General features: G+C 35.7%; 9 protein-coding genes. 5 read left to right on the forward strand and 4 right to left on the reverse strand.

Annotation, left to right across the window (positions count from 1 at the left end; all coding sequences use genetic code 11):
• Positions 1-65: 65 nt before the first annotated feature.
• Positions 66-1,745 carry an alkaline phosphatase PafA gene (pafA, locus tag Q0838_RS07350; RefSeq protein ID WP_298952891.1) on the forward strand — a complete coding sequence of 560 codons (1,680 nt, stop codon included), beginning with the start codon at positions 66-68 and terminating at the stop codon, positions 1,743-1,745.
• Positions 1,746-1,804: 59 nt separating this feature from the next.
• Complete coding sequence (locus Q0838_RS07355) at positions 1,805-2,296, forward strand: DUF6646 family protein (RefSeq protein WP_298952893.1); 492 nt, start codon at positions 1,805-1,807, stop codon at positions 2,294-2,296.
• On the opposite strand, the gene Q0838_RS07360 is transcribed toward Q0838_RS07355, so the two are convergent.
• Together Q0838_RS07360 and Q0838_RS07365 are read right to left on the reverse strand one after the other, a co-directional pair.
• Entirely contained in the window at positions 2,293-3,144 is an 852-nt protein-coding gene (locus tag Q0838_RS07360) for a glycosyltransferase family 2 protein (protein WP_298952896.1), read from the reverse strand. The two genes, Q0838_RS07355 and Q0838_RS07360, sit on opposite strands and share 4 nt — an antisense overlap.
• Positions 3,145-3,147: 3 nt before the next feature.
• Entirely contained in the window at positions 3,148-3,678 is a 531-nt protein-coding gene (locus tag Q0838_RS07365) for a methyltransferase (RefSeq protein WP_298952899.1), read from the reverse strand.
• A gap of 95 nt (positions 3,679-3,773) precedes the next feature.
• Between Q0838_RS07365 and Q0838_RS07370 the strand changes: the two genes are divergently transcribed.
• Positions 3,774-5,933: a M1 family metallopeptidase gene (locus Q0838_RS07370; protein ID WP_298952902.1), complete on the forward strand. Its 2,160-nt coding sequence runs from the start codon at positions 3,774-3,776 to the stop codon at positions 5,931-5,933.
• Positions 5,934-6,039: 106 nt separating this feature from the next.
• On the opposite strand, the gene Q0838_RS07375 is transcribed toward Q0838_RS07370, so the two are convergent.
• Both Q0838_RS07375 and Q0838_RS07380 read right to left on the reverse strand, forming a co-directional pair.
• Positions 6,040-6,558 carry a hypothetical protein gene (locus Q0838_RS07375; protein WP_298952904.1) on the reverse strand — a complete coding sequence of 173 codons (519 nt, stop codon included), beginning with the start codon at positions 6,556-6,558 and terminating at the stop codon, positions 6,040-6,042.
• A gap of 272 nt (positions 6,559-6,830) precedes the next feature.
• Positions 6,831-8,381 carry an FMN-binding glutamate synthase family protein gene (locus Q0838_RS07380; protein ID WP_298952906.1) on the reverse strand — a complete coding sequence of 517 codons (1,551 nt, stop codon included), beginning with the start codon at positions 8,379-8,381 and terminating at the stop codon, positions 6,831-6,833.
• 174 nt (positions 8,382-8,555) lie between these two features.
• Here Q0838_RS07380 and Q0838_RS07385 point away from each other — a divergent pair, with 174 nt between their 5' ends.
• Together Q0838_RS07385 and Q0838_RS07390 are read left to right on the forward strand one after the other, a co-directional pair.
• Positions 8,556-10,886: an ATP-dependent helicase gene (locus tag Q0838_RS07385; protein WP_298952909.1), complete on the forward strand. Its 2,331-nt coding sequence runs from the start codon at positions 8,556-8,558 to the stop codon at positions 10,884-10,886.
• Between the two features lie 85 nt (positions 10,887-10,971).
• Positions 10,972-11,568, forward strand: coding sequence for a hypothetical protein (locus tag Q0838_RS07390; protein ID WP_298952911.1), 597 nt, complete (start codon positions 10,972-10,974; stop codon positions 11,566-11,568).
• The last annotated feature ends 401 nt before the right edge of the window (positions 11,569-11,969 follow it).

An 11,969-nucleotide genomic window follows, 5' to 3' on the forward strand; every position in this document is an offset into this window, starting at 1 on the left:
TAATTTAATGCTTTATTAAACTTGTTCATTTTTTCATAGTTTACTTTTGTGAAAAATATTTTTCTATGAAGAATTTACTTTCTCTGATACTTCTTTTTGTCTTGTTGACTTCTTGTAGCACGCTTTCGCCAAAGCGAGACTACCATCCATCTACGTCCTCCATGACAGAATCGAGTGCGCCAGAAAAAGCTCCTAAACTAGTAGTAGGTATAGTAGTAGATCAAATGAGGTATGATTATTTATCTAGATTTTATGACCGCTATACAGATGGTGGGTTTAAAAGACTTATGAATGAGGGTTTTAACCTGACTAATAATCATTATAATTATGTACCTACTTATACTGCGCCAGGACATGCGTCTATTTATACAGGTACATCACCTATGAATCATGGAATTATAGGTAACAACTGGTACGATAAATTTGAGGGTAAGGTTATTTATAACGCAAGTGATGACCAGGTGAGTGGTGTAGGTTCTTTAAGTAACGACGGTAAAATGTCACCACGTAGAATGTTAACCACTACAGTGACAGATCAACTAGAATTGCACACTCAAGGTAAAGCAAAGGTGATAGGAATTTCTGTAAAAGATAGAGGTGCTATTTTACCAGCAGGGCACGCCGCAGATGCTGCTTACTGGTTTGAAGGTGGTGATAAAGGAAGTTTTATTTCTAGCACATTTTATCTAGAACGATTACCTAAATGGGCGGCAGATTTTAACGCCTCTAGAAAAGCAGACGATTATCTTAAAACCTGGAATACCCTTTACCCATTAGAAACCTATACAGCTAGTGGTACAGATCTTAATAAATTTGAAAAAGCACCTAAAGGTAAGACTAACGCTGTTTTTCCTTATGATTTAAATTATTTGAGAGAAAAAAATGATAATTACAGCCTTATCAAAGCGACTCCATATGGTAATAGCATAGTCGCAGATTTTGCTATCGCAGCAATAAAAGCAGAAAATATGGGGCAGGATGAGGTGACTGATTTTCTTGCGGTGAGTTTTTCTAGCACCGATTATATAGGACATCAATACGGTGTAAACTCGGTAGAGATAGAAGATACCTATTTGAGACTGGATAAAGATTTAGAGCGTCTTTTCATGACTCTCGATAAAGAAGTAGGTAATGGGAATTATACTATTTTCTTAACCGCAGATCATGGTGCGATTAATAACCCAGTTTACCTCCAGACTAGAAGAATAAACGCAGGTTACTTTAATAGATCTGACTTTAAGAATAATCTATATAAAGCTATACAGGATAAGTATGGTGTAAATGATTTAGTTTCTAACATTTCTAACGACCAGATATTCTTTAATAAAGCAAACCTGATTAAAAATAATATCAATCCTATCGATCTAGAGAACTTTATAGCAATGACTATAGTAGATTATAAACATATCGATAAGGTATTTACTAGAAATGCGTTAGTATCTGGTACTATGCAAGATGGCACAGGAAAGTTGATTCAAAATGGTTTTCATCACAAGCGTAGTGGTGATGTGATCTATGTTCTAGAACCAGCTGTTATTTCTTACTCTAAAACGGGCTCTACGCACGGTAGTTCTCAAAGTTATGATACTCATGTACCATTATTGTTTTATGGTAATGGAATTAATAAAGGATCTAGCAGTAAGCGCACAGAGATCATAGATATAGCACCGACTGTATCGAGTCTTTTAAAAATAGGGTTTCCTAATGGATCTACTGGTAATCCTATAAGCGATGCTTTAAAATAATAAGTTCTTTTAAAATTGTATAATCTTATATTTGCGATCGCAAAATTAAAACTTATCCCATGAAAAAATTATTACTTATCGCGGCTCTTATAGCTGGTGTAACTCTTAATGCCCAAGTATTTGCAGGTAAAGGAGATCAAAAAGTACAAATAGGTGCAGATTTTCAAAGTAACGCATCTGGTATACAATGGACTTATGATTATGGTCTTGCAGAGAATTTTTCTATGGGTATAGGAGCTAACTATGCACTGGGTCTAGAAGATAGTATAGACGCAAGCTTTGATGAAAGAGCAACCATAAAATTACGTTTTAATGCAAACATAGGTAACGTGATCAACATAGATCCTATGTTTGATTTTTATCCAGGTCTTGCTTTTAGTACAAAAAACTTTGGTGGTCATGTAGGTGCTAGATATTTCTTTACAGACGGTTTTGGTCTCTATACAGAGGCTGCTTTTCCACTAGCAAAATATAAATCTGGAAACCTAACAGTCCAGGAAGAGCTTTATAATCAGTTCAACGTGAGTGTAGGACTTGCTTTTAATTTCTAAAACCCTAGTTTAGACTTTATACCGTTCCAGCGGTAATTTCTTATAAAACGACCTTGCTCTTCTGTTACCAGTGGAGTAAGGTTCTTTTTTTGTGCCAGTCGGTACCCTTTTAAATAATCGGTAATAAGTGAGAATTGCTTTTTATTCCATGCCATTTTTATGGCTGTAATAAAAGTGAGTGTCCTGCCATAATTCATTTTGTAAAAAGCCTCTCCTTGTAGGTATTTAGATCTAGAATTATATGCCGCTCCAGTAGGTTTTAAATGTTTTACATGCAAACCGGTAATAGTAAAGACTTGCCATCCATAAAACCGCGCCAGCATCTCATCGATCGTATCCCAACCTATACTGGCCTTGAGACCACCTATTTGTTGAAAACACTCTGTTCTGTACGCTTTTAAAGCACCTCTTATGTGATCAGGATTATTTAGACTTTCTACTTGCCATGTTCCACCTTTATCGATAGTACAATGTCCTGCTGTCATTCCTATTGTTTCGCTTTCGCGAAAGCGAGTCACCACATCTTTTAAATAGTTTTCAGGAAAAATTAAGTCCGAATCGTATTTACAGACTATGTCATAATCTTCTATATCTATTTGAGATAACCCATAATTAAAGGCATGAATCACTTTAGAGCCTGGTATATTTTGCGCACTGGAAGAGGTTTTTACCACATGAATAGGTAGCACAGTAGCATAGGAGCAAGCTATGTCATAAGTAGCGTCTGTAGAGTTATCATCTACCACCACTATTTGTGCTGCCTTATAAGTTTGCTGTGCTAGACTGTCTAAGGTTAATTTAATGAATTGTTCTTCATTATGTGCAGGTATGATAATGACTATTTTCAACGGCTATGAAGGATTTACTTTTTCACAATAGACTAAATAATAGCGGTCTGTAAATTTTCTTAGTAAGGGACGTATTCCTATTTTTTTAACAGGATTTGTAAATTTCATGCGGTCCACTACTTTCCAGCCTGCTTTTTCTAGAACGTAATCCAGTTGCCAGGGCTCAAATTCATGATAGTGTTGATCTCTAATGTCGTTTTTATTACGGTAAGCGCTAGAAAACCATAGTTTTAAAGGTACACTTATCACGGCTTTATTACTTTTAATTGCTTTTAAAGAAGTATAAGGACTTACTAGGTGTTCAAAAATTTCAAAGGCAGTAACGACATCGCCATTAAAATCATTAATTTCACTTACATCGTCATCTAGGTCCAGTCCCGTAGTGTTTTGTACTTCATAACCAGCATCTTTCATAATCATAGAAAACGGATTTTCAACACCTAAATCTAGAATGGTATCTGTTTTAGGGATGTGTTTTTCTAGAAACTCTAGAGTTAATCTAAATCTTTTATGAGGAAAACTGTTCTCGTACAATGTCGTTTAATTTAAGTTACGAAAATAGAGATTTATACTCGTAGAGTAAGATCAGTTTCTTAAAACTTTATGCGGTAGCGATAGTCTTATCGTTAATGAAGGTTAAGCATGACTCGCTAGGAGTTAATTGCGGTACATCTTTTGTATTTTTCGCCCTTATGAAATGGATCACACTAGTTGCTCTTTTTGGAGCTTATTTTTCTCAATCACAAAACACGCCTAGTCAGTTAACAACGGTAGATTATAAAAAGGCTGATGTGTCTATACATCTAGATGCAAATTCTAATGAGATAGAAGGTACAGTAGACTATAATCTTGAAATCTTAAATGATGCGTCATCTATTTTTCTGGATGCAAAAAATCTAGTTTCTTACAACGCCTTATTAGATAATAAGGAAGTGAAAATGATTTATGACGGTAAGAAACTTGTAGTACAAGCACCTTTTAAGGCAGGAGAGGAGCACGTGCTGCATATCTCTTTTACCAGTTACCCATCAAAGGCTATGTACCATATAGATATAGATGATGATGGTTTGTGGGATCAACTATGGACGCAGGGACAAGGTAAATATACCAGCAACTGGTTGCCTAGTATGGATGATATGAATGATAAGATCATCTGGAATACGTCTATTACCGCACCTGCTTCTAAGCTTGCAGTTTCTAACGGTGTGCTGTCACAAGTCATTGATGGTAAAGATGTGAAAACATGGAAATACATCATGCAAAAACCTATGTCTAGTTACTTGCTGGCCGTGGTTGTAGGAGATTATGAGGTAAAAAAAGAAAGTAGTTCTTCTGGTTTACCGCTGGAATATTACTATTATAAAAATCAAGGAGATAAAGTAGCTTCTACCTATCAACACTCTAAAGAGATTTTTGATTTCTTAGAAGGCGAGATAGGAGTAGCATTTCCATGGCAAGCTTATAAGCAAATTCCTGTAAAAGACTTTTTATATTCTGGGATGGAAAATACAGGTTTAACCGTTTTTAGCGATGTGTTTTTTACCGATGCGCTGGGAGCAAATGACCGCAGTTATGTAAACGTAAATGCGCACGAGCTAGCGCATCAATGGTTTGGTAATTTAGTTACCGAGACAGATGCAAAACACCACTGGTTGCATGAAGGATTTGCTAGTTATTATGCATTGCTAGCCGAAAAGAATCTATACGGTAATTCTCATTTTCAACATCAATTATATGAGTATGCCGAGGCTTTGAACCAGCAGACTGCTAGAGGGAAAAGTACCGCTTTGTTAGATCCCAAAGCAAACTCGCTTACATTCTATCAACATGGAGCATGGGCTTTACATGCGTTAAAGGATACGGTTGGAGAGTTCAGCTTTCGCGAAAGCGTAACACGTTACCTCATAAAAAATAAATACAAGAATGTAACTACAAATGATTTTCTAGATATAGTAGAAGAAGTAAGCAATAAAAATCTAGACGAGTTTAAAGCCACATGGTTAACATCTACTACATTTCCTGCTGCTGCAGCTTTACAAATCTTGAGAAAAGAACCTATTATGGAAAACTTTTTACAACTGGCGGCACGACGTATATCCAATTTTGATGAGTCTTATTATTCTTATAAAGAAACGCTAGAAAAGCCTATAGAATTAGAACTGGTTAAAGAAATGGTGGCGCAATTAAGTATTCATAATACAAATAAGAAATATGAGTTATTGAGAGAGGCCGCAACACTGGATAATGTAGAGGTAAATCAATTAATAGTTTTAAGTACGCCTAGTATTAATGTAGAAAATAGAGAGTTAATAAAAAGCATGCTCAACGATGATTCTTACGTAACTAGAGAGTCTGCCTTATTTCTTTTATGGAATGATGTGAGTGATAAAAGAACCTTTTTAGAAGAAACAAAACAGCAATGGAAAGAAATGAATTATAGTCTAGATATGGCGTGGATAGTTTTGGCACTCAATTCTAGTGGGTATAGTAACGAAGAGTTACTGCCGTTACTAACTAGATTACAGTCTTATACGGGACTTATTTATAGTACGGAGACTAGAACAGCAGCGTTTGATTATTTAATAAACCTAGATGCGATGAGTCAGCAAAATTACATGGACCTCATGCAGGCTAGTTTACACCACGTATGGAGATTTTATGAAAATGCGCGAGATATTTTAAAAGCTCAATATAAAAGAGAGCATGGTAAATTTCTTATAGATCAGTCTTTTACGCATTTTAATACAGAAAGTAAGAAACGTTTGAAGAAAATATTAGAGGTAAAATGACTTACGTACTTCACAACTATAATTTATAATTTATTGAAAATATGAACTATAAAAACTATAGATCTTAAACAAATTTATATTTTTTATCGCTAGGGTAAGTTTTTACTTAGAACAAGTCATTAACTTCGGCCTTTAAGAAGCTTATCGCAGTGGCGCTAGGTGTAGGTTTATCCATAAGGTCATTAAGAATAGCCTGTCGCAATCCGTCTGCTGTAGTTAGTTTGTCTGTCATAGACACTTGACGTAATTTTTGTATGGTTGCGTTTTTTGCGGCACGTATGATATTCCAGCATTCTTCACTCACATATACTTGTTGTGCTATATTATGTTCAAACTCATGTTCTATAGCCGCAATTAGTGCCTGCTCATACTCAGACTTTGATAAATTATTAGATTTAGTTCTCACGATAAGGCTAGCAGGTTTTATGCGTTCAAGAAAAAGGACTAATCTCTCATAGGCAGCCATGCGAGTAGGAAGTGTTTTTGCTTGAGATTCTCTTACAGTGATAAAACGTCTTCTTTTTTCTTCATTCTTCATAAAAGTCGAAAAGAAATAATAAGAGATTATTGCAATAATAAATGAGGGTAATAAGGACTGGATTAAAGAAAAAATAGCTTCTTGCATGATGGAGTTTTAATTTTGTGGAACGTTCAAAAATAATAGGATATTGTTATTTGACAAATAATTTTATAGTGCTTTTCCTGTTTATCTATTCATACTAATAATTTTATAGTATAAAGGTGTGGTTTCCTATGTTGCTTTTATCCATATACCAGACTGCTTTATGCTTGTAAAATAACACTCCATTTAAATCACATCGAGTTTAACTGTTATATGATGGAGTGTTATCTGGTTAGTTTTTACAGTAAGTTGCTCTTTTCATTGAGCAGCTTATTTTATTTACCACCTAGATGTATGCAGTCTTTTAATTCTTGCATACCATTAAATGGAACGACCGTTTTTTGATATTTATAAGTATGCTCTAGAGTTTGTGTCATATTGCTATCTCCTATATTCACATCTACATCTCTCATATCAAACTGACATGGATGTTCATAACCAGCTGCGTGAGTAATTTCTAGCACTTCTTTATTGAATTTCTTAAAATAGCTAGCCAGTCTACCAGCTTTTTCTGGAACGACTATACCGCGTTGCAACCATTTATTTTGAGTAGCAATACCAGTAGGACAGGTGTTGTTGTGACATGCTTTTGCTTGTATACAACCTATAGAAATCATTGCTTCACGAGCCACATTAATAACATCTGCTCCCATAGAAAATGCCATCGCAGCTTTGGCAGGAAAACCCAATTTTCCAGAAGCAATAAAAACTAAATCTTCCGTCATTTGTCTGTTCTGAAAAACCTGATAAAGATCTTTAAAACCATACACCCATGGAAGCGATACATGGTCTGCAAAACTAGGTGGTGCAGCACCAGTGCCACCTTCACCACCATCTACAGTGATAAAATCAGGACCTTTTCCTGTAGCTTTCATAATATCTGCCAGTTCTTCCCATTGATCTAGTTTACCTATTGCAGCTTTTATACCAGTAGGTAGTCCAGTTTCTTGAGCTATTTTTTCAACAAAGTCTACAAGGCCTTGTACACCTTTAAAAGCGCTGTGAGTAGGTGGAGAGAGAACATCTTTCCCCATAGGTACGTTGCGTATCTCACTTATCTCTTGGGTAATTTTAGAACCAGGTAATACGCCACCTTTTCCAGGTTTTGCCCCTTGAGATAGTTTCACCTCTATAGCTCTTACTTGTGGATGGTCTTTAACCAGTTGTTTTAATTTTTCCATAGAAAAATTACCCTCGTCATCACGTACACCAAAGTATCCCGTACCGAAATGAAAAACCACATCAGCCCCAGTTTTATGATAAGGAGATAATCCGCCTTCACCAGTATTATGGTAAGCATGTACTTCCTTACAGCCAGTGTTTAAAGCCTCAATAGCCTTGGCACTTAAACTACCATAACTCATCGCGCTCACATTAATCACACTTCTAGGTCTAAAAGGTCTTTTTCTATTTTTTGCAGCTCCCATAACCTTTGCACAAGGCAAAAATCCAGGATCTTTAGCAGTAACATGATTTTCATCAAGTTTAAAAGGCATCATCGCATTATTGATAAAAATATACTGGTGCGAGTAAATGTCACGATCAGTTCCAAACCCTTCATAATTATTTTCATTCTTTGCACTAGCATAAATCCAGCCACGCTCAATTCTATTGAAAGGAAGTTCTTCACGATTATTTGCCACAATGTATTGACGCAATTCTGGACCTATACTTTCTAGCCAGTACCTTATATGTCCTACAACAGGGAAATTCCTGAGTATTATATGTTTCTTATTAAAAATATCAAAAAGTGCAACTATAATTATAAAAGCGATGAGGTACCAGTACCATGCTATGTTTGCAATAAAATCCCAAATTTGTTCCATAAAAAATAATTAAGATCTAAAAATACAATAGTTGTCATATAAGATCAGATATAACTGCAATGAATTTATACTTTAAAAAATTTTAATGTTGAAAAAACGCTAGATTTTTATTCCGCTTTCGCAGAAGTGAGAACAGCACAAGCCTTATCTTTATACTCTATAAAATGAAGACCTGTGCAAGATTATATTTCCCAACTTAACGACGCCCAAAGAGAACCAGTTTTACAAAAGGAAGGTCCTATGATCATCATTGCTGGTGCAGGTTCTGGGAAGACTCGTGTGCTTACCATACGTATTGCATATTTGATGCAACAAGGTGTAGATCCGTTTAATATTTTATCTCTTACGTTTACAAATAAAGCGGCCAAAGAGATGAAAAAACGTATCGGTGATATCGTGGGTGCCGGACAGGCTAAAAATTTGTGGATGGGGACTTTTCACTCTGTCTTTGCAAAACTATTGCGTATGGAGGCAGATAAACTAGGCTATCCATCTAACTTTACTATTTACGATTCTCAAGATTCACAACGTCTTACGAGTGCTATTATAAAAGAAATGGGACTGGATAAAGATGTTTATAAATACAAGCAAATACAGTCGCGCATCTCTTCTCTTAAAAACGGTCTGATTACCGTACGCGCCTATTATAATGCTGCCGATTTACAAGAGGCAGACGCCATGGCACGACGTCCACGTTTTGGAGAGATTTATAAAGAATATGTAGAGCGCTGTTTTAAAGCAGGTGCGATGGACTTTGATGATTTATTATTAAAGACTAATGAATTAATAAACCGCTTTCCAGAAGTTCTAGCAAAATATCAAAATCGTTTTCAATACATACTGGTAGATGAGTACCAGGATACGAACCACTCACAGTATTTGATAGTAAAAGCACTGTCAGATAAATTTCAAAATATATGCGTGGTAGGTGATGATGCGCAATCCATTTATGCTTTCCGTGGTGCAAATATTAATAACATCTTGAACTTTCAGAAGGATTATGATAATGTAAAAGCATACCGTCTGGAACAAAATTACCGTTCTACAAAAAACATTGTTGAAGCGGCAAACTCTATCATCGAGCACAATAAAACTAAACTTGATAAAGTAGTATGGACAGCAAATAACGATGGACCTAAAATTATAGTCCACCGACTTATGAGCGATGCAGAAGAAGGTCGTTATGTAGCCGGTTCTATTTTTGAAAACAAAATGCAACACCAGTTAGATAATGGAAAATTTGCCATTCTCTATAGAACAAACGCACAGTCTCGTGCCATGGAAGACGCGTTGCGTAAACGTGATATTCCATACCGTATTTATGGTGGTCTTAGCTTTTACCAGCGCAAAGAAGTAAAAGATGTACTTGCATATCTACGACTGGTGGTAAACCCCAAAGATGAGGAAGCTATAAAACGAGTTATCAATTACCCTGCTCGAGGTATAGGTGCTACGACTATGGACCGTTTAATTGCCGCTACAAAACATTATGACCGCACCATTTTTGAGGTCATGGAAAACATAGATCGAGTAGATGCAGGAATAAACAGTTCTACAAAAACAAAGTTAAAAAACTTTGTTACCATGATTAAGAGTTTTCAAGCGCTAGATCTAACTCAAAACGTTTTTGAACTCACAGAATATATCTTAAAGAAAACAGCATTATTAACTGAACTCAAGAAAGACGGCACTCAAGAAGGAATCTCTCGTATAGAAAATATGGAAGAGTTGCTTAACGGTATGCGAGATTTTGTAGAAGGACAAAAAGAAGTCGCAGACGCAAGAGGTGCCTTGTCAGAATTTCTAGAAGATGTCGCACTAGCAACAGATCTAGATAAAGATACAGGAGACGATGACCGCGTTTCTCTAATGACCATTCATCTATCTAAGGGACTAGAATTCCCATATTTATATATTGTAGGTATGGAAGAAGATCTATTCCCTAGTGGTATGAGTATGAATACTCGTGAGGACCTAGAAGAAGAAAGAAGATTATTTTACGTGGCATTAACCAGAGCAGAGCATCAAGCTTATTTAACCTATACATTGAGCCGTTATCGATGGGGTAAACTAGTAGACGCAGAGCCTAGTCGTTTTATTACAGAAATTAATCAAGATTTTATAGAATACACGACACCTATAGATAATTATCGATATAAACCATTGATGAATAATGACCTGTGGGATGAGCCAGATAAATCAAAACTGCGCCAGTCTAAACCTAAGAATGGAACACCACCTAGTGTCAGCCAGCCTAATGAAGAACAAATTAGAAAACTAAGAAAAATGCGACCTGTAAGTCGTTCAACTAGTAATTCTAGTGCTCCTTCTGGTTTTGAGGGCGATTTACAGACAGGTATGATAGTAGAACATGCGCGCTTTGGCCGTGGGACAGTAGTTAATCTAGAAGGTGCTGGCGGTGAGAAAAAAGCTGAAATTAACTTTAATGTCGGTGGTCTTAAAAAATTACTTCTAAGATTTGCAAAACTTGATGTTGTAATTTAAATATTAATTTATAAAATATTAATGTTGTTTCCGCTTTCGCGAAAGCGGAATTATAATACTACATTTAACCACTAATTAAAACAGAATGAACAACTTACAATACCCTATTAAATTCTCTTTTAAAATCACTACCCTAAGTAATGATTTTACAGCAAAAAATGCGTCAGGACAAACTATTGCTTACGTAAAGCAAAAAATGTTTAAGCTCAAAGAAGCCATTTCAGTTTACAGTGACGAGAGTAAATCGCAAGTTTTATTTACCATCGCGGCAAATAAATGGCTGGATTTTAGTGCTGCATATTCTATGACAGACGCTAGCGGTAATGAAATAGGTAAAATTGCTCGTAAAGGATGGCGCTCTATGTGGAAGGCAGAGTATGATATCGTAGATCAAAATAACCAGCCGCAGTATAAAGTGCAGGAAGCAAACGCATGGGTACGTGTTGCAGACTCCATGATAGGAGAGATACCTGTTCTAGGTGCTTTTACAGGTTATTTATTTAATCCTACTTATAATGTGACTAACAAAGCAGGTCAGATAGTAGTTAAATTAAAGAAAATGCCTTCTTTCTTCGGTAAAGAATTTGAACTTGAAAAAGTGGCAGAGATAGACGAAGATGATAAAGAAAGAGTAATGTTAGGTCTTATGATGATGATTCTTCTAGAAAGACGTCGTGGATAAAACGCTCCACTGAATGAGAAATTGAATATAAAAACTTGAAAACCGAGGCTTAACTACGTTGAGTTTCGGTTTTTTTTTGATTCACAATTAAATGAATTAATTCCACCAGAGAACTTTTTCAACGCATCTTCAAAAATAAAAAGATAAGATTATTGAAAAGTTATTAGAAGTCTGTAACACAGCTTCGGTATAAAATAAAAGAAGCATTAAACCTTCAAGAAAGCAGTCTGAATATGTCAGGAAATAATAAATTCATTTTAAATGCTTGGTTAAGCGATAGTCAGAACTTTTTACCTAGCACGATCTTTATTAACATTATTTGGTCAATCCTGTCCTAAATAAATTTAAGACATAGCAAACCTAACCATTTTACTGGTTTGATTAGCTGTTTTATTGTTTTT

The sequence above is a fragment of the uncultured Nonlabens sp. genome, assembly GCF_947495285.1.
Lineage (GTDB): Bacteria > Bacteroidota > Bacteroidia > Flavobacteriales > Flavobacteriaceae > Nonlabens.

Coding starts and splice junctions, on each gene's coding strand:
- Q0838_RS07390 (WP_298952911.1), top strand. CDS start 10,972: ATGAACAACTTACAATACCCTATTAAATTCTCTTTTAAAATCACTACC.
- Q0838_RS07370 (WP_298952902.1), top strand. CDS start 3,774: ATGAAGGTTAAGCATGACTCGCTAGGAGTTAATTGCGGTACATCTTTT.
- Q0838_RS07375 (WP_298952904.1), bottom strand. CDS start 6,558: ATGCAAGAAGCTATTTTTTCTTTAATCCAGTCCTTATTACCCTCATTT.
- Q0838_RS07380 (WP_298952906.1), bottom strand. CDS start 8,381: ATGGAACAAATTTGGGATTTTATTGCAAACATAGCATGGTACTGGTAC.
- pafA (WP_298952891.1), top strand. CDS start 66: ATGAAGAATTTACTTTCTCTGATACTTCTTTTTGTCTTGTTGACTTCT.
- Q0838_RS07355 (WP_298952893.1), top strand. CDS start 1,805: ATGAAAAAATTATTACTTATCGCGGCTCTTATAGCTGGTGTAACTCTT.